This window comes from Dactylosporangium sp. CA-152071 (assembly GCF_050936335.1).
Taxonomy (GTDB): Bacteria; Actinomycetota; Actinomycetes; order Mycobacteriales; family Micromonosporaceae; genus Dactylosporangium; species Dactylosporangium maewongense.
In genome coordinates this window covers 462,542-479,758 of the sequence record NZ_JBNJMZ010000002.1, presented here as the reverse complement: position 1 = coordinate 479,758, position 17,217 = coordinate 462,542, and the positions used below count along the sequence as shown (strand labels likewise).

Annotated in this window: 14 protein-coding genes; 8 read left to right on the top strand and 6 right to left on the bottom strand. The window is 73.4% G+C overall.

Annotated features, from left to right (window positions below; genetic code table 11):
- Positions 1–21: 21 nt before the first annotated feature.
- Entirely contained in the window at positions 22–2,616 is a 2,595-nt protein-coding gene (locus tag ACQEVZ_RS42290) for an Hsp70 family protein (protein ID WP_433378282.1), read from the bottom strand.
- Positions 2,617–2,712: 96 nt separating this feature from the next.
- Between ACQEVZ_RS42290 and ACQEVZ_RS42285 the strand changes: the two genes are divergently transcribed.
- Both ACQEVZ_RS42285 and ACQEVZ_RS42280 read left to right on the top strand, forming a co-directional pair.
- The gene (locus tag ACQEVZ_RS42285) at positions 2,713–3,183 is read left to right on the top strand and encodes a MarR family winged helix-turn-helix transcriptional regulator (RefSeq protein WP_433378279.1); all 471 of its coding nucleotides are present in this window, start codon (positions 2,713–2,715) and stop codon (positions 3,181–3,183) included.
- A gap of 47 nt (positions 3,184–3,230) precedes the next feature.
- Positions 3,231–4,706 carry an MFS transporter gene (locus tag ACQEVZ_RS42280; RefSeq protein WP_433378276.1) on the top strand — a complete coding sequence of 492 codons (1,476 nt, stop codon included), beginning with the start codon at positions 3,231–3,233 and terminating at the stop codon, positions 4,704–4,706.
- 238 nt (positions 4,707–4,944) lie between these two features.
- On the opposite strand, the gene ACQEVZ_RS42275 is transcribed toward ACQEVZ_RS42280, so the two are convergent.
- Positions 4,945–5,856 carry a hypothetical protein gene (locus ACQEVZ_RS42275; protein WP_433386236.1) on the bottom strand — a complete coding sequence of 304 codons (912 nt, stop codon included), beginning with the start codon at positions 5,854–5,856 and terminating at the stop codon, positions 4,945–4,947.
- Positions 5,857–5,877: 21 nt separating this feature from the next.
- Here ACQEVZ_RS42275 and ACQEVZ_RS42270 point away from each other — a divergent pair, with 21 nt between their 5' ends.
- The 3 genes from ACQEVZ_RS42270 (at position 5,878) to ACQEVZ_RS42260 (ending at position 10,394) form a co-directional block, all read left to right on the top strand.
- A complete protein-coding gene (locus ACQEVZ_RS42270) occupies positions 5,878–6,768 on the top strand; it encodes an ATP-binding cassette domain-containing protein (protein WP_433386039.1) in 891 nt (296 codons plus the stop codon).
- Positions 6,765–7,523 carry an ABC transporter permease gene (locus ACQEVZ_RS42265; RefSeq protein WP_433378273.1) on the top strand — a complete coding sequence of 253 codons (759 nt, stop codon included), beginning with the start codon at positions 6,765–6,767 and terminating at the stop codon, positions 7,521–7,523. Before ACQEVZ_RS42270 ends, ACQEVZ_RS42265 begins: the two co-directional genes overlap by 4 nt.
- Before the next feature lie 483 nt (positions 7,524–8,006).
- On the top strand, positions 8,007–10,394 hold the full coding sequence (locus ACQEVZ_RS42260; protein WP_433378270.1) for a HelD family protein: 2,388 nt from the start codon (positions 8,007–8,009) through the stop codon (positions 10,392–10,394).
- On the opposite strand, the gene ACQEVZ_RS42255 is transcribed toward ACQEVZ_RS42260, so the two are convergent.
- From ACQEVZ_RS42255 to ACQEVZ_RS42245, 3 genes are all read right to left on the bottom strand, one after another.
- Positions 10,391–11,905, bottom strand: coding sequence for an RNA-guided endonuclease InsQ/TnpB family protein (locus ACQEVZ_RS42255; RefSeq protein WP_433378267.1), 1,515 nt, complete (start codon positions 11,903–11,905; stop codon positions 10,391–10,393). The two genes, ACQEVZ_RS42260 and ACQEVZ_RS42255, sit on opposite strands and share 4 nt — an antisense overlap.
- Before the next feature lie 151 nt (positions 11,906–12,056).
- On the bottom strand, positions 12,057–12,725 hold the full coding sequence (locus ACQEVZ_RS42250; RefSeq protein WP_433378264.1) for a class I SAM-dependent methyltransferase: 669 nt from the start codon (positions 12,723–12,725) through the stop codon (positions 12,057–12,059).
- Positions 12,725–13,375, bottom strand: a complete 651-nt coding sequence (locus ACQEVZ_RS42245) for a response regulator transcription factor (protein WP_433378262.1) — start codon at positions 13,373–13,375, stop codon at positions 12,725–12,727. The genes ACQEVZ_RS42250 and ACQEVZ_RS42245 overlap by 1 nt, the downstream gene beginning before the upstream one ends.
- Positions 13,376–13,417: 42 nt before the next feature.
- Here ACQEVZ_RS42245 and ACQEVZ_RS42240 point away from each other — a divergent pair, with 42 nt between their 5' ends.
- A complete protein-coding gene (locus tag ACQEVZ_RS42240) occupies positions 13,418–15,028 on the top strand; it encodes a histidine kinase (protein WP_433378259.1) in 1,611 nt (536 codons plus the stop codon).
- Positions 14,950–15,207, top strand: a complete 258-nt coding sequence (locus ACQEVZ_RS42235) for a sensor histidine kinase (RefSeq protein WP_433386036.1) — start codon at positions 14,950–14,952, stop codon at positions 15,205–15,207. The genes ACQEVZ_RS42240 and ACQEVZ_RS42235 overlap by 79 nt, the downstream gene beginning before the upstream one ends.
- Here ACQEVZ_RS42235 and ACQEVZ_RS42230 read toward each other — a convergent pair.
- Positions 15,194–15,916 carry a TioE family transcriptional regulator gene (locus ACQEVZ_RS42230; RefSeq protein WP_433378256.1) on the bottom strand — a complete coding sequence of 241 codons (723 nt, stop codon included), beginning with the start codon at positions 15,914–15,916 and terminating at the stop codon, positions 15,194–15,196. The two genes, ACQEVZ_RS42235 and ACQEVZ_RS42230, sit on opposite strands and share 14 nt — an antisense overlap.
- 35 nt (positions 15,917–15,951) lie before the next feature.
- Between ACQEVZ_RS42230 and ACQEVZ_RS42225 the strand changes: the two genes are divergently transcribed.
- Complete coding sequence (locus tag ACQEVZ_RS42225; protein WP_433378253.1) at positions 15,952–17,145, top strand: erythromycin esterase family protein; 1,194 nt, start codon at positions 15,952–15,954, stop codon at positions 17,143–17,145.
- Positions 17,146–17,217 lie beyond the last annotated feature (72 nt).

Below are 17,217 nucleotides of genomic sequence, written 5' to 3'. Positions count from 1 at the left end.
GCGAGGTGGTCGTGTGGTGGCTCAGTCGTACAGGCCGGTGGTGATCCGGGAGACGGCGACGAGGGCACCCAGGACGAGGACGACCGCCGCGATGCGGGGGAGCCAGCGGGTGACGGCGGGCATGGTCAGGGCGACGAGCCGGCCGATCGCCGCGGCCAGGCCGGCGAACGCGAGCGTCACCGACGGGCCGAACACGAACCAATGCAACATCGGCACCTCGTTGATCTTCAGCGCGTCGACGAGGCCGACGTCGCCGGACTCGAACAGCTCGATGAGGTACCGGTACTCGGGGGCGGCGGCGAGGATCGCGACGGTCACGCCGACGATGAGGCCGCCGGCGTCGGTGCGACCGAACACCGGCTTCACCTCCGTGCCGTCCAGCTTCCGGCGGGCGGCGAGCAGCGCGACCGTGGCGAGCAGGGCGGCGATGAGCAGCACGAACATGCCGGTGGTGCCGCCCGCCCAGCCGACGACGACCCCGACCTCCGCCATGATGATCATCGCCGGGATAAGCAGCAGGCCGTAGGCGACGGTGCGGACGACGGGGCGGCTGGCCGGCGCCGCGAACAGGTACGCCAGCCACAGTACGAACCCCGGGAACAGGTAGATGCGGGCCTCGCCGATCCACCAGCGCCAGTCGGAGAACTCGAACGGCAGGTGCCATTCGTGGTTGGACGCCTTCCGGCCGAGGAAGCCGAACAGCAGCAGCGCGCCCAGCAACAGCCCGGCGGTGACGAGTGCCGTGCGCACCGCGCCGGGCGCGGGAGCCGTCGCCGCGGCCGGGGACTGCGTCGTCTGTGCCGGCTGTATGGTGGCGGAGGGCGGCGCGCCGGCGCCGAACGCGGCGAGCGCCAGCTCGCGTTCGCCGGCCGGGCTCACCGGGCTCACCGGGTTCGCCGCACCTCGGCGGGCGGCAGAGTTCGCAGACCCCGCCGGATTACTGATTACCGGATTGCTGATTGCCGGGTAATTGCCTGCGGGGCTCGCTGGGGCGGGCGGGGTGTGGGCGGCTGGGCTCGTCGGGGCGGCGGATCCGGACGCGGCGGGTGAGACGGGCCAGACGGGGCCGTTGTCGGGCCAGGCCTGCTCGGGTGGTGACGGCTCCGGCCTCCCGGCGCCCGGAAGGCCGGACACGGGGAGGCCGGAGCCGGGCGGCGGCGCGGCCGCGGCAGGGCGGCCGGACACCGGTGGGATCGAGAACATCGGGGTCTCGGCGGCGGGCGCACCGGCCGGCGGCGTCCCGGGCCGCGCGGAGGCCGGTGGTGGCGGAGCCGAGCCCTGGGGCGACCGCGCTGCGGGAGCTGCGGCCGCCGGTGTGCCGTACACCGCGCCGGCGGCGGCGCCGGACACGGGCGTCGGTGGCTGGTGCGGCACCGACGGCTGGGCTCGGGGTGCGCGGACGGAGGCGACGCCGCGGATCGAGCCGTCCGCGGCGGCCTCCGGTCCCGTGGCGGGGACGCGTGACGGAGCGGCTTGGGGCCAGAGCGGGTCGGCGGCGGATTGGCGTACATCTGCCGCGTCGCTTGCGGGTTGGGCTCCGGTCGTGGCGAGTGGCCGGGCGCTGCCTTCGGCGACGACGAGCTCCGGCTGCTCCAGGACCGTCGGAGCGATGCCGGTGGCCTGGTGGAGCAGTGTCGCGACGAGGGGCATGCGGCTGGAACCGCCGACGAGGAACAGGCCGGCGAGGGGACGGGCCGGTTCGGCGGAGGTGAGGACGGTGCGGGTGAGCGCGACGGTACGGTCGACGACCGGCCGGGCGAGGCGTTCCAGCTGTTCGCGTCCCAGGGGTGCGTCCTGCTCGACGAGCGGAACGTGGATGTATGTCGACGCGGACCGCGACAGGATCTCCTTCGCGGTGCGGACGTCCTCCCACAGGTTGCGGTTGGCGCGGCGGTCGGCGACCGTCTGCGGGCTGGTGAGGCGGCGCATCTCGTCGGGGTGGGCGGTGGAGTGCACGGTGCTGAGGTATCCGACGATCGCGGTGTCGATGTCGAGGCCGCCGGCGTCGTCGAGGCCCTCGCTGGCGATGACGTCCCAGCCGGTGGCAGTGCGGGTGACGACGGACGCGTCGAACGTGCCGGCGCCGAAGTCGTAGACGACGACGCGGCTGCCGACGGGAACCGCGGCGTCGGTCGCGGCGACGAAGAACGCGGCCGCGGCGACCGGCTCCGGCACGAGCTGTGGCGTGCCGAGGCCGGCGAGGCGGGCGGCGTCGAGCAGCACGGAGCGCCGGCGCGGGCCCCACGCGGCCGGGTAGGTGATCACGACGGTGCCGGGTCCGTCGCCCATGGTGCGGACCGTCTCGGCCCGGACCCGGGCGAGGGTCGCGGCGATGAGGGTCGCGACCTGGTGTTCGGTGTCGCCGAGCAGGACGGTGCCGTCGTCGATGCGGCGTTTGGGGTGCGGCTCGTAACGCTCCGGATGCACGCGGGCGGCGTGCATCGCCTCCCGCCCGACGAGCAGCCCCTGACCGTCCAGCGCCAGGCACACGCACGACGGCAGCAGCGGGAAGCCGTCGAACAGCACGGGCCGGCTGCGGCCGTCGGTCTCGTGGATGACGGCGACGGTGTTGGACGTGCCGAAGTCGATGCCGAGGCGGTACCGCACAGCAATCACCCGCGCACTGTACGACCACCGGACCAGGACCCGGAGGGTCGCAGACGGTTTACTGACAGATCATCCGCCGGCAGTCGCGTTGGTACGCTCGAACGTATGACTGCTCCGTCCCGGGTCGAGCCCGACCTGTCGTTTCTGCTGGACCACACCAGTCACGTGCTGCGCACGCAGATGGCGGCGGCGCTCGGGGGGATCGGGCTGACGCCGCGGATGCACTGCGTCCTCGTGCACGCGCTCGGCGTGGAGCGGACCCAGATCCAGCTCGCCGAGATCGGCGGCATGGACAAGACGACGATGGTCGTGACCGTCGACGCGCTGGAGAAGGCCGGGTACGCGGAGCGCCGGCAGTCCAGCACCGACCGGCGGGCCCGGATCATCGCGGTGACGCCCGCCGGGGCGGAGATCGCGGCGCGGAGCCAGAAGATCGCCGACGGCGTGCACGCGGCGGCCCTGGACTCGCTGCCGGCGGACGAGCGTGACGTGCTGGTCAGTGCCCTGACGCGACTCACCCAGGGGCACTTCGCGACGCCGTCGGAGGCGCCGGGAGTGCGACGAGCACGACAGTAGGTCTCTTGCATATAGTTCTGTAGCGGACGATCTGCTACGGTCGTGCCATGGACACCAACCGTGGGGCGGCGCTCGCCGTCCTCGCCACCGGCATGCTCATGACGATCCTGGACGGCAGCATCGTCACCGTCGCGATGCCCGTCATGCAGACCGACCTCGGCTTCACCCCGTCCGGGCTGACCTGGATCGTCAACGCGTACCTGATCGCGTTCGGCAGCCTGCTGCTGCTGTCCGGACGCCTCGGCGACCTGCTCGGCCGACGCCGCATGCTCATCGCGGGCACGGTCGTCTTCGTCGCCGCGTCCGGCCTCGCCGGGCTCGCCACCGGTCCGGGGATGCTCGTCGCGGCCCGGTTCCTGCAGGGCGCCGGGAGCGCGATGGCCAGCGCCGTCAGCCTCGGCATCGTCGTCACGCTGTACCCGGCGCCGGCCGAACGCGCGAAGGCGTTCGGGGTGTTCGCGTTCACCGGCGCGGCGGGCGCCTCCATCGGCCAGGTCCTCGGCGGCGTCCTCACCGACCTGCTGAGCTGGCACTGGATCTTCCTGATCAACGTGCCGATCGGCGTCGCCGCGCTCGCCGGCATGCGGTTCGTCCCCGCCGACCGCGGACTCGGCCTGCGCGCCGGCGCGGACGTCCTCGGCGCGTTCCTGGTCACCGCCGGGCTGATGGCCGGCATCGCGGCGGTCGTCCAGCCCGCCTGGCGCTGGGTGACCGCGGCCGCGGCGGTGCTGCTGCTCGCCGGGTTCGTCGCCCGGCAGGCCACCGCCCGCACCCCGCTGATGCCACTGCGGGTGCTGCGCAACCGCCAGGTCGCCGGCGCCAACATCCTGCAGATCCTGATGATCGGCGCGATGTTCTCCTTCCAGATCCTGGTCGCCCTGTACATGCAGCGCGTCCTGCACTACAGCGCCCTGCAGACCGGCCTGGCGATGCTGCCCGCGGCGCTGTCGATCGCCGTGGTGTCGCTGATCGTGTCGGCGCGGGTGATCGGGCGCATCGGTGAGCGGGGCGCGTTGATCGCCGGTCTGAGCCTGCTGGTGCTCGCACTGGGGTGGCTGACGCGGCTGCCGGTCGACGCCCGGTTCGTGCCGGACCTGCTGCCGGTGATGCTGCTGATCGCGGGTGGCGGATTGGCATTGCCGGCAATCACGGGCCTGGGCATGTCGGGGGCCCGCCCCGACGACGCGGGCCTGGCGTCCGGGCTGTTCAACACGACGCAGCAGCTCGGGATGGCCCTCGGCGTCGCCGCGCTGTCGACGGCGGCGGCGTCCCGGACGGCCGGGCGGCTCGCGGCGGGGGCGTCGGAGGCCGCCGCACTGACGGCCGGTTACCGGCTCGCGTTCACCGTCGGGGCGGTGCTGCTGCTCGTGTCGATCGGCGTGGCCGCCTTCGTGCTGCGCTCGCCCGCACCCCGGCCGGAGGCAACGGCGGCCGGTCCGGCGGCGGTGGAGGCCGGTCCCGCGGACGCTGCGGACGCGCCGGCGTTCAGCGGTCCCGCGCCGTCGGTGCCGGCTCGCCCCTGAACGTCGAGAGCGCCCCCGAGAGTAGGGAGCGCGACCCCAAGGTGCCCGCCCGCCGATCGTCCGGACGGGGTCCGGGTGGGGGGTGCAGGTCGCGCCATCGGAGCGTCCCCAGGAATGCGGAGCGCGTCGTGGCAGCTGGTCGGCAGGTCTGTGGCCGGCGGCGGCTCTGACCGGCAGCGGCTCCAGCTCGGTAGCAGGCTCAGGTTCGATGGCGGACTCAGGAGGCGGGCGGTTGCTCTCAGCGGCGGGGCCAGGGGGCGGTTTCGGCGACGGTGAGCCAGGCGTCGACCTCGGCGGCGGTGTGGTGGCGGATCGACCAGTCGACCTGGCGGAGTGACATGTGCGCCCAGCAGGCGGCGAGGACGTCCGTGGGCGCGAGCGCGACCGCCGCGTCGCGGATCGGCGCCGTCAGGTGCGGGGCGTGGCGGGACAGCACGAACAGGAGTGTGACCAGGTCGAACGCGCGGTTGCCGCGGCCGGCGCCGTCCCAGTCGACCACGCCGGTCACCGTCACGGCGGCGTCGCTCGCGCCGATGGCGGTGTCGTTGCCCGCGGCGGCAGTGGAATCAATGGCGGCGGCCGTGCCGGCGGGCGACAGGGACGTTCCGGCCGGGCCGGTGGTGGCGTTCGGGGACACCAGGAGGTTGCCCGGGTGGAAGTCGAAGTGGACGAGGTCGTCGCCGGGCAGCACCTCCATGGGGTTGGCCTCGATCCTGGCGAGGAGCTCGGCGGAGCGGGCGGAGTGTCCGGCCAGCGAACCGTGGTGGCAGAACCCGGGGCCGTCGCTGTGCAGGTACAGCTGCCGCGGCGGCAATCCGGAATTCCGCAGGAGGCCGGTGCAGCGGGCGCTCACCGCCAGCATCGCGTCGACGACGGCGCGGTCGGTGATCGCCGGGGGCAGGCCGGGCAGGAGCTCCTGGACGACGACCGTGACCCCGGCGACGTCGGTGACGCGCTCGTAGCGGGGTGCCGGGACGCCGGCGGCGCGGGCGATCGTGACCAGCGGGGCGGACGCGGCGTTGCCACTGGTCAGGACGGCGCGGCGGCCGTCGGGCAGCAGGACGTAGCCGGCGCCGACCTCGCCGCCGGGGCACGGTCCGATGTACGTGAGGCCGAGCGCGGCGGCGCACGCGGAAACGTCGAGTCGCAACTTCCACCCAAACTCTATACACTGTATAACGTGATTGACGCGCGAGACGTTCGCAAACACTACGGCGGGAAGGCGGCCCTCGACGGCCTCGACCTGACCGTCGAGGCAGGGACCGTCCACGGGCTCCTCGGCCCGAACGGTGCCGGCAAGACCACCCTCGTCCGAATCCTCGCCACCCTGGTCCGCCTCGACGCGGGGACCGCCGCCGTCGCCGGGCACGACGTCGCGAAACACCCCGAGCGGGTGCGGGCCGCGATCGGGCTCGTCGGGCAGCACGCCGCCGTCGACGAGCTGCTCGGCGCCCGGCAGAACCTGGTCATGTTCGGCCGGCTCAGCCACCTCGGCAGTACCGTGGCGAAACGGCGCGCGGACGAGCTGCTGGAACAGTTCGGGCTCGCCGACACCGGCGGCAAGCCCGCGGCGCAGTTCTCCGGCGGGATGCGGCGCCGGCTCGACCTCGCCGCCGGGATGATCCTCACCCCGAAGGTGCTGTTCCTGGACGAGCCGACCACCGGCCTCGACCCGCAGGGCCGCGCCGAGGTGTGGGCCGCGGTCCGGCGGCTCGTCGCCGGCGGCACGACCGTGCTGCTCACCACTCAGTACCTGGACGAGGCGGACCAGCTCGCCGACCGGATCTGCGTCATCGACCACGGCCGGGTGATCGCCGACGGCACCCCCGCCTCACTGAAGGGCGCCGACCGGCTCGAGGTCGTCACCGCGGGGGACCCCGCACCCGCCGCGGACCGGCTCGGCGTCCTCGGCCCGGTCACCGTTGACGGGCAGCGGGTCAGCGTGCCGGTCCACGACCGGGTCGCCGCCCTCGCGCTCGCCGCCGGCATCCCCGGCGTCGAGGACATCACCCTGCGCCGCCCCACCCTCGACGAGGCCTTCCTGAAACTGGTGACCGCATGAAGTGGGCGCTGCACGACGGCTGGGTGATGACCCAGCGGGAACTGGCGCACCTCGCCCGGCAGCCCGCGCAGATCGTGGTCATGCTGCTGTTTCCCGTATTGCTGGTACTGATGTTCGGGTTCGTCCTCGGCGGCGGGATGAGCGTCGCCGGCGGCGGCGACTACCGCGAGTACCTGCTGCCCGGCATGTTCGCGATGACGATGCTGTTCGGGGTCGAGTCGACGTTCGCGGCGATCGCGACCGACACCGGCCGCGGCGTCACCGACCGGTTCCGGTCCCTGCCGATGGCCGCGTCGGCGCAGGTCACCGGCCGGGCGCTCGCGGACCTGCTCACCTCGGCGCTCGGTCTGCTGGTCATGCTCGGCTGTGGGCTCGCCGTCGGCTGGCGCTGGCACGACGGGTTCGCCGGGGCGCTGGCCGCGGTCGGGCTGCTGCTGTGGCTGCGGTTCGCGGTCCTGTGGGTCGGCGTGTACCTGGGGCTGCTCAGCGGCAACCCGCAACTGCTCGTCGCGGTGCAGATCCTGGTGTGGCCGGTCGCGTTCCTGTCCAGCGCGCTCGCCTCACCGCAGGACATGCCGGACTGGCTCGGCGCGCTGTCACACTGGAACCCGCTGTCCGCGACCGCGGACGCGACCCGCGCCCTCTTCGGCAACCCCGGCGGCGGCGACACCTGGCCCGCGCTGCTGTGGCCCGCGGTGCTGACCGCCGTGTTCGTGCCGCTGTCGATCAGGCAGTACCGTCGCCTGTCGCGCTGACCATCAGGCGCCAAGCGCCACCAAGCACCCGGCGGTTCATCCGGCTGAGCGGTATGGACCTGCCGGCTTGCTGGTTACCGGATTGCTGCAACTGGTACGTCGGCAAACCTGGGGTGGGGGCAGGAGAGTGGGGCGACGAGCCGCGGCTTGTCGCCCCGCAGCTCAGTGGCCGGTGCGCCGGTGCGGCGATTGCCGGCAATACGGTAATCAGTAACCGGCGCGGCGGCGGCAGCCCGCCGAAACGGTAGCGCAGCGGAGTCGGTCGGAGCCGGCCAGATCTGGTCAGACTTGGCCAGGGTGGCGGTACGCACGACAAGCCGGCGCGGGCAGGCGCCACTGGAACGCAGGCGCTACAGTAGAGCGTTCGGGCAACAAAAAAGGCGCCCTCGGGCGCCTGACTGATGGAAATGTTAGTCGACTGGAGACGGGTTGTCAAACGCATCCGACGCATCCGAGCTCGCGATTGAGCAAGCGCATCTCACGATGCTGTACGGGCACCTCGACACGCTGCGGGAGGAAGCGTCCACGCAGCTGCAACGGGCGCTGCTGCAGACCGGCGGCACGCCGGCGGACCGCTCGCACCGCGACTCGGCGACCGCGCTGTACACCGACCGCCTCGCCCAGTACACCGCCGTGGAGAACGGCCTGTGCTTCGGCCGCCTCGACTTCGACCGCAGCGACGCCACCGACCGCGGCCAGGCCGGCAGCGACAAGGCCGGCAAGGCAGGCAGCCCCGGCAGCGCCGGCGGCGGTCCTGACGGCGGCGCCGCGAAGAACACCGAGGTCCGCTACATCGGCCGGATCGGCATCTTCGACGAGGACAACGACTACGAGCCGCTGCTCATCGACTGGCGGGCACCGGCGTCACGACCGTTCTACCTGGCCACCGCCGCCGCACCCGAAGGGGTCAGGCGGCGCCGCCACATCCGCACCGAGCAGCGCACCGTCACCGGCGTCGACGACGAGGTCCTCGACCTCGACGAGGCGCACCACACCGGCCGCGGCGCACACGACGGCGTGGCGGGGGAGGCGGCGCTGCTGTCGGCGCTGAACGCGTCCCGTACCGGCCGGATGAAAGACATCGTCGAGACGATCCAGGCGGAACAGGACCACGTCATCCGCGGGGACCTCAACGGGGTCCTGGTCGTGCAGGGCGGCCCCGGCACCGGCAAGACCGCCGTGGCGCTGCACCGCGCCGCGTACCTGCTGTACACGCACCGGCAGATGCTGTCGTCGCGGGTCGTGCTGATCGTCGGACCGAACCCGACGTTCCTGCGGTACATCAGCCAGGTCCTGCCGTCGCTCGCCGAGACCGGCGTGCTGCTCGGCACGATGGGCGACCTGTTCCCCGGCGTCGTCGCGCACGCCGACGAGCCGGCGACGATCACGGAGATCAAGGGCCGCGCCGAGATGGTCGACGTGCTCGCCGCCGCGGTACAGGACCGGCAGCGGGTCCCGGACGAGCCGATCGCGATCCGCCTCGACATCCTCGACGGCGCGCCGGTCATGCTCGACCCGGAGGTCATCGCCGACGCCCGCGAACGGGCGCGCCGCTCCGGCAAGCTGCACAACCTGGCCCGGCCCGTATTCGACACCGAGATCATCCACGCGTTGTCGCTGCTGGTCGCCGACACCATCGGCATCGACCCGTACGCCGACGACCCCCTCGGCGGCGACGACGCCCCCGGCGACCCGCAGATCCTCGACGAGGCCGACCTCGCCGAGATCCGCCGGGAGCTGCGCGGCGAGGCTGAGGTCCTCGGCGCCCTCGACTGGCTGTGGCCGATCCTCACCCCGCAGCAACTGGTTGCCGGATTGTTCGCATCAGAAATCCGGTTAACCGCCGCCGGCGCGCCGCTCGAGCTACGGCGCAGCGCCAGAGCGGCATGGACCCCCGCGGACGTGCCGCTGCTCGACGAGGCCGCGGAACTGCTCGGCGAGGACGAGACGATCCGCGAGATCATCGCCGAACGGCAACGCAAACGGCAGATCGCCTACGCCGAGGGCGCCCTGGAGATCGCGTTCGGGTCCCGGTCCATCGACGTCGAGGACGAGGACGACCCGGAGCTGCTGTCCGTCACCGACCTGCTCGAGGCCGACCGGCTCGCCGACCGGCAGGACGAGGGCTCCGCGCTCACCCCCGCCGAACGCGCCGCCGCGGACCGCAAGTGGGCGTTCGGGCACGTGATCGTCGACGAGGCGCAGGAGCTGTCGCCGATGGCGTGGCGGCTGCTGATGCGCCGCTGCCCGTCCCGGTCGATGACGGTCGTCGGTGACGTCGCCCAGACCGGCGACCTCGGCGGCGCCGCGTCGTGGGCGTCGGCCCTGGACCCGTACGTGCCGGGCCGGTGGCGGCTGCGGGAGCTCACCGTCAACTACCGCACCCCGACGGAGATCATGGCGGTCGCCGCGGGTGTCCTCGCCGGCATCGACCCGGACCTGGAGCCACCCAGGTCGGTCCGGGAGGCCGGCGTCGACCCGTGGGTCCGCGGTGTCGCACCCGCCCGCCTGCCCGACGCCCTCGCCGAGGCCGCGACCACGGAAGCGGTCGAGGCCGGCGACGGCCGGCTCGGCATCATCCTCCCCGCGGGCACGTTCGCGGACCTGGTGCCGGCGGTGCTGAAGGTCCTCCCCGACGCCGCGGTCGGCGACGAACCCGAGCTCGCCGCGAAGGTCGTCGTCCTCACCGTCAAACAGGCGAAAGGTCTGGAGTTCGACGGCGTCATCGTCGTCGACCCCGACCGGATCGTGGAGGAGTCCCCGCGCGGCGCCAACGACCTGTACGTGGCGCTGACCCGCGCCACCCAGCGGCTCGGCGTGCTGCACCCGGGCGTGCTGCCCGAATCGCTGCTCGCGGTGGTCGGGATCTAGTGCTGTGACCACGAACGTTCACCGGGTTGGTGGTGTTGTGGTTCCTCGCCGCGTTGCTGCGTCGAGCGACTCCCCACTGTGTTGGTGGGGCGGGCCTCAGCCGGCCAACGGACCTGTGTCGCCGCCTCCGCCGTGCCTGCCGTCGTGCCGCTGTCTGGTGCGGTGGTGACGTGATGGCGTGGTGGGGGTCGGCGTGGGTCACGCCGGGACAGTCCGGCACCGGGGAGGTGTCGTCCTGCTCGACGGTGCGTGAGCACCTGCGGCAGCACGACTGCTGCTGTCGGGGTGCTGGTGCCGCCGCCTGCAGCAACCCCGGTGTGCCTGGGGGCGCGGGTGGCGATGGTGGCGGCCGCGAACAGGTCGCGGTGCCCGGAGAGGTTGCAGTGCCGGCAGGTCATGGTCCGACCGGCTGGTTTGGTGATCTTCTTGCGGCAGCCGGGGCAGGTCGAGGAGGTGCCGCGTTCGTCGACGAGGTGGACGGTGATACCGGCGAGTTCGGCCTTGTCCCGCAGCACTGCGATGGTGCGGCCGATCTGCCACTGGCGTAGCCGCAGGTGGTGCCGGCGCCCCGCGGGGAGGTTGAGCACGCCGCGGGGGTCGCCGACGGTCAGGGTCCCGATCTGCTGCTGCACCGCCCAGCCGATCACGGTCTTCGCCGCCTCGTGCTGCGCCTGCCGGACGCGGCGCTGGTGCCGGCCCTCGACGAGGCGGGCGCGGCGGCGGGTCTTGCGCCACCGCCGCGATCCACGCTCGCCGGGTTTCGGTGCCCGGGCGGCGGTCGCTCGGCGCCGCTGTTTCGTGTCGGCGAGGTGCATGCGATGCTCTGCCCGGACGGCTCGCCCGGAGACCAGCAGCCCGTGCCCGTCGGGTCCGGCGACCGCGTAGGGGTGGATGACGCCGAGGTCGACGCCGGCGACCCGGGTCGGGTCCGGACCTGTGCCTGCTGGATACACGGTGACGGGGACTTCGGCGGTGACCTCGATCCACAACCGGCCACCGTCGGCCAGCAGGGTCACCGACCGGACCTGGTCCGGCGGGTACGGCACCGCCCGGTCCAGGCGCAGCCACAACGGCGCGCGCCCACGCGTGACCGGCAGCCGCAGGCGCCGCTCGTCCAGGGTGAACGTGCCGTGGTAGTAGCGGACCGGCAGCAGCCCACGCCGCCGGCGCGGGAACCGTGCGGTCAGGTCACCGGCTCGACGGCGTTTCGCCGCTGTGAACCACGCGTCGGAGTACCGGCGCAGCACCGACCTGGCGCCGGTCGTGTCCAGGTCGCCGAAGACGCCCGGCCCGGCCGTGGGCAGCTCCCGGCACAGCGCCTGATACGACACCATCGGCGGCGCGTCATGCCGCCACCGCCAGTGGTTGACCTCCAGCACACACGCCCACACGTCGCCGGCAGAGCGCAGCAGCCCGTAGCACCGCTCCCGCTGGCCACGGGTGGTCCGCAACCCGACCCGGCAGGTGCGGTGCACCACCCGAGCAGCAGCAGGATCACGACGGCGAGGCATACGAACACTCAAGCACGGGGGTACGACAGAAAACCCCGGCCAACGTTCGTGGACACCGCACTAGCCGGGGAAAACGCGGGAAAGAAACGCGGTGGGAGCGTGTTGGGTCGGACTCCAGCACGCTCACCGAACCGGCGCCAGCTCCGGACGCCTAGTCCGTTGCCGACCTGCCCGTGAGCGTAGCAACCCCCCGGATGAACCCTTCGCCGGTGGGGTCCACCTGTGCAGTCCACCCCAGTTTCGACAGGTCGGCAGCGAGCCCGGCGGCGTCATGGAAGAGTTTCACGACCTCGTGCTCGCTGCCGTCCCGCAGCCGGCGCAGCACCGTGTCCCTGCCGCCGGGCGCCACCCGCTCCGTCACCCGCTCCGCGGTGCCGGTGTCGACGAACACGACCCGCCCGCCAGGCCGGACCGCGTCGGCGACCGCCGACCAGAACCCGGCGAACCGCTGCGGCGGCACGTGCGACAGCCAAAACGCGAAGAACACCGTGTCGTACCGACGCGACGGCCGCCACCGGAACAGGTCCGCCTGCTCGAACGTCGCGGTGAGGCCCTCATCGCGCAGCCGCCGCCGCGCGATGTCGAGCATCTCCGGCGCCCCGTCGACCGCCGTCAACCGCGCCGCCCGCCCGGCGAGCCGCACGGTCCACTGCCCGGTCCCGCACGCCAGCTCCAGGACGTCACCACCGACCGGCAACTCGTCCAGCACCCCGGTCAGTGCGCTGAACGACCGCTGCCCGTACACCTCGTCGTACTCCGGCGCCCGCGCCCGGTAGTACGCCAGCTGCCCGTCCAGCAGCGGCTCCAGCCCGTCCCGCATTACCGCGCCCGCAAATACGACAACACCGCTCGCACCCGTCGATTGTCCTGCGGACTGTCCTCGATCGCGAGCCGGTCGAAGATCCGCTGGATGTGGGTGCCGACCGTCTTCGGCGACAACGTCAGCCGCTGCGCGATGCCCCGGTCGGTCAGCCCCTCCGCCATCAGCGCCAGCACGTCCCGCTCCCGCTCCGACAGCACCCGCAACGCCGCCGGCACCGCCGGTCTGCGCAGCATCGCCTCGACCAGGCTGCCGTCCACGACGACCTCCCCGTCGTGGACCCGCCGCACCGCGTCCCGCAACGCCGACCGGTCAAGCACCCGGTCCTTCAGCAGATACCCGACGTGGGTGCGCCCGTCGTCGAGGAGCTCCATCGCGTACGCCACCTCCACGTACTGCGACAGCACCAGCACCGCCGTCCCCGGGTACTCCCGCCGGATCCGCACCGCCGCCCGGATCCCCTCGTCGGTGTGCGACGGCCGCATCCGGATGTCGACCACCGCCACGTCCGGCCGCTCCGCGGCGACCAGCCGGAACAACGCCTCCGCGTGCTCCGCCTCGCCGACGACGTCCGCGCCCACCGCCAGCAGCTGGGTCAGCCCCGCCCGGATGATGAGGTTGTCGTCCGCCACGACCACGCGAAGGCTCACCGAGCCAGGATCGCATCACCCGTCCGATGCGATAGTTCAGACATGCTGAGCCGGCTCGCCCCGTCGGCGCGGGCCGCCTGGATCACCGGCGCCGCCGCCACCATCGCCCTCGCCGCCGCCCAACCCGTGACCTTCCACCTCGACCTGTACGGTGCCGACAACCGGCCCGTCACCGTCACCAGCCTCACCGTCATCACCGCCGGCCGCACCGTCGTCGCCGTCGGGGGGCTCGTCGCATGGGCCCGCCGGCCCGACAGCGCCACCGGACCGCTCCTGGTCGTGTGGACCCTGGTCAGCCTCAGCGCCGGCCTCGGCCTGCACGCCAGCGGCGCGCTGCTCGTCTGGTCCTACCTCAGCGGGGTCATCAGCCGCGTCGTGTACGCCTACGCGCTGCTCACGTACCCCGACGGCCGCCCCGAAACGGTGGGGGAGCGCCGCTACCTGCGGGCCGTCGCCGCGATCCCGCTGCTCTGGCTCGGCTACGCCGCCGTCACCCCGTCCGCCGGGATCGACGCCGTCACCTGCCGGCGCGCCGGATGCCCCGCGAACCCGCTGCTGCTGCACGAGTCCGCCACCGCGTCGCGGGCCTTCTGGGCCGCGCAGTTCGTGGCCGCACTCACCGGCGCGGTCTGGCTGCTCGTGCTGCTGTTCCGCCGGTACCGCCGGATGTCCGCCTCCCGCCGCCGCGCCAGTGCGCCCGTGCTGTGGGCCGCCGCCGCCCCCGTCGTCGTGTTCATGACCGGGGTCCTGCTCGACACCTGGAAGGCCCCGACCGGATGGCTCTACTGGGCCGACCACCTCACCATCTACACGGTGCCCCTCGCCATGATCGTCGGGCTGCTCGCGTCCCGGCTCGCCCGCGCCGACGTCGCCGCGCTCCTCGTCCGGCTCCGCTCAGCGCCCGTCGACGACCTGCGACCAGGCCTCGCCCAGCTGCTCGGCGACAGCGACGTCCAGATCGCCATCCCACTGTCCACCGGCGACGACGCCCGCTTCGTCGACCCTGCGGGCCGGCCGGTCACCGTGCCCGCCGCGCCCGGCCTCACCCGCACCGACATCGGCGGCGGTGTCCTGCTCCTGCACCACCCCACGACCCGCACCGAGGACCCCGCCCTGTTCGACGCCGCCGTCGCCGCGGCCCGCCTCACCCTCGACAACGTCCGCCTCGCCGCGCAGGTCCGCGCCCAGCTCGCCGAGGTCGACGGCTCCCGCGAACGGCTCGTCCGCGCCGGCGACGAGGAACGCCGCCGCCTGGAACGCGACCTGCACGACGGCGCCCAGCAGCGCCTCATCGGCCTCGGCATGGCCCTGCGGTCCGCCCGTGACGCCGTCGAGGACACCAGCCCCGCCGCCGCGCTGCTCGACGACGCCACCGACCAGCTGCGGCAGTCACTCACCGAGCTGCGCGACCTGGCCGCGGGCTGCGCCCCGCCCTCCTCGCCGAACGCGGCCTCGCCACCGCCGTGCAGACCCTGCTGCTCACCGTCCCGGTCCGCGTCACCCTCACCGGTGACCTGCCGGACCGCCCAGACCCCGCGACCGAGACCGCCGCGTTCTTCGTCGTCGCCGAGGCCCTGCAGAACATCACCCGCCACGCACCCGACGCCCACGCCACCGTCACCCTGCACGCCGCCGCCGGCCGCCTCACCGTGACGGTCACCGACGACGGCCCCGGCGGCGCCGACCCCCGCCGCGGCACCGGCCTGCGCGGCATCGCCGACCGCGTCGCCGCCGCCGGCGGGCACCTCGACGTCACCAGCGTCCCCGGGCAGGGCACCACGATCAGCGCGGACCTGCCCATGCACCGCCACGGCCCTGTTACCGCTCCCTGAGCCGCAGGTACGCGTCCAACGCCGCCGCACCCGCCAGCATCGCCCGGCTCCGGCCCGTCAGCCGTGCCCGCCAGTCACCGAGCATCGCCTCCAGCGCCTCGACACTCCCCGCCGACCGTACCTGCGCGATCACCGGCGCGACCTGCCGCAACAGGTACCCGCCCCGCCGCAGCTGGTGCGCCAGCAGCGCGTCCCGCACATCCGCGGCGCTGTACACGCGAAACCCCGTCCTCGGGTCCCGGCCCGGCTGCACGACACCGGCCCGCTCCCACTTGCGCAACGTCGCCGGCCGCACCCCGAGCCGCCGCGACAACGGCCCCACGAACGTGTCACCGCGCCCCTGCGGCACCGGCCGCAGATCCTGCAGCGCCGCCTCGACCGCCTGCACCGTCCGCCGGTCCTCCAGCAGCTGCGCGTGCCCCTCGTCGACGATCCGCAACGCGTCGTCGACCGCACCCCGGTGCACCGCCCGCAGGATCTCCGTCGCCGCCTGATGCCCGTGCCCCGGCACCAGCGCCACGAACGCGTCCAACGCCGCCGCGTGCAGCGCCGTGTACCTGCGGTACCCGCTGTCCGTCCGCTCCGCGTCAGGCAGGATCCCGGCGGCCTCATAGTTACGGATCGCCTGCGTCGACAGCCCGTGCGCCCGCGCCAGGTCGACCGGTCTTTGAAACTTTTCCGGCACGCTCACCGTCTCCACCGGGTACAAGATTCAACCTTCGATGCAACGATACCGTTGACGCAATGACCTGCCCCGTGTCCGCCGCGTCCGTCCACCGCCTCCTGCCGGCCCCGCCGCGCGTCCTCGCCCTCGGCGAACCCACCCACGGCGAGGACGTCCTCCTCGACGTCCGCAACGACCTGTTCCGCGAGCTCGCCACCACGTCGCCGTTCCGGACGATCGCCCTGGAAACCGACTGCCTGAAGGCCCTCGTCGTCGACGACTACGTCACCACCGGCGCCGGCACCCTCGACGACGCCATGACCAGCGGCTTCAGCCACGGATGGGGCGCCGCCACCCCGAACCGTGACCTCGTGCGCGGGATCCGCGACCACAACGCCGACCTGCCGCCGTCCCAGCACCTGCACTTCGGCGGCATCGACGGCCCCCTGGAGCTCACCACCGGCCCAGCCGCCCCGCACCAGGCTGTCACCGCACTCCATGCAGCGTTGGCGGCGTCGGTACCGCCGGAGCTCCTGCCACCCACGGACCTCCTCGACGAGGTGCTCGGCCCCGAGGACCGCTGGACGGACCCGGCCGCGCTGCTCGACCCGTCCCGGTCCATCGGCCAGACCCCGGCCGCCGGCCGGCTCCGCCTGCTCTGCGACGACATGGTGGCGCTCCTGGACACCCACGCCCCGGCGTTCCCATCCCGCACCGACCTGGACCTGGCGGCCCTGTACGCGCGCACCGCCACCGGCCTGCTGCGATACCACCACTGGATGGCCGACCAGACCCCCGCCCGCATGCCCCGCCTCGTCGGCCTCCGCGCCGCCATGATGGCCGCGAACCTCCTCGCCCTCACCGACCGCGGTCCCGCCCTCGTCCACGCCCACAACCTCCACCTGCAACGCCACCGGTCGACGATGCGCCTCGGCGACCAGCACCTGACGTGGTGGAGCGCCGGCGCGATCGCCGCCACCCACCTCGGCTCCGGCTACGCGTTCCTCGCCACCGCCCTCGGCACCATCCACCACCACGGCGTCCACACCCCACCCTCCGACACCATCGAAGGACAGCTATACAACTTGTCGTCGGAGCGGTGCCTGGCCGACCCGCACGCCCTGGCCGCCACGTACGGCGACACGACGCCACCCGCCCGCGAGTCACCGTGGTTCGGCTACTTCCCGCTCGACCCCGCCCACCTGACCGGCCCGTCCGCACCCGACGGCATCGTCTTCATCAGGGACTCACCACCGGCCGCCCCGGGGGAGTGAACCAGCGGGGGAGCGCGCCGACCTGCCGGTCCACCCGTGTCGGGTCCCCGGCATCGGGAGAAGTCCCGATGC

Coding starts and splice junctions, on each gene's coding strand:
- ACQEVZ_RS42285 (WP_433378279.1), top strand. CDS start 2,713: ATGACTGCTCCGTCCCGGGTCGAGCCCGACCTGTCGTTTCTGCTGGAC.
- ACQEVZ_RS42280 (WP_433378276.1), top strand. CDS start 3,231: ATGGACACCAACCGTGGGGCGGCGCTCGCCGTCCTCGCCACCGGCATG.
- ACQEVZ_RS42265 (WP_433378273.1), top strand. CDS start 6,765: ATGAAGTGGGCGCTGCACGACGGCTGGGTGATGACCCAGCGGGAACTG.
- ACQEVZ_RS42260 (WP_433378270.1), top strand. CDS start 8,007: ATGCTGTACGGGCACCTCGACACGCTGCGGGAGGAAGCGTCCACGCAG.
- ACQEVZ_RS42255 (WP_433378267.1), bottom strand. CDS start 11,905: ATGCCTCGCCGTCGTGATCCTGCTGCTGCTCGGGTGGTGCACCGCACC.
- ACQEVZ_RS42250 (WP_433378264.1), bottom strand. CDS start 12,725: ATGCGGGACGGGCTGGAGCCGCTGCTGGACGGGCAGCTGGCGTACTAC.
- ACQEVZ_RS42240 (WP_433378259.1), top strand. CDS start 13,418: ATGCTGAGCCGGCTCGCCCCGTCGGCGCGGGCCGCCTGGATCACCGGC.
- ACQEVZ_RS42225 (WP_433378253.1), top strand. CDS start 15,952: ATGACCTGCCCCGTGTCCGCCGCGTCCGTCCACCGCCTCCTGCCGGCC.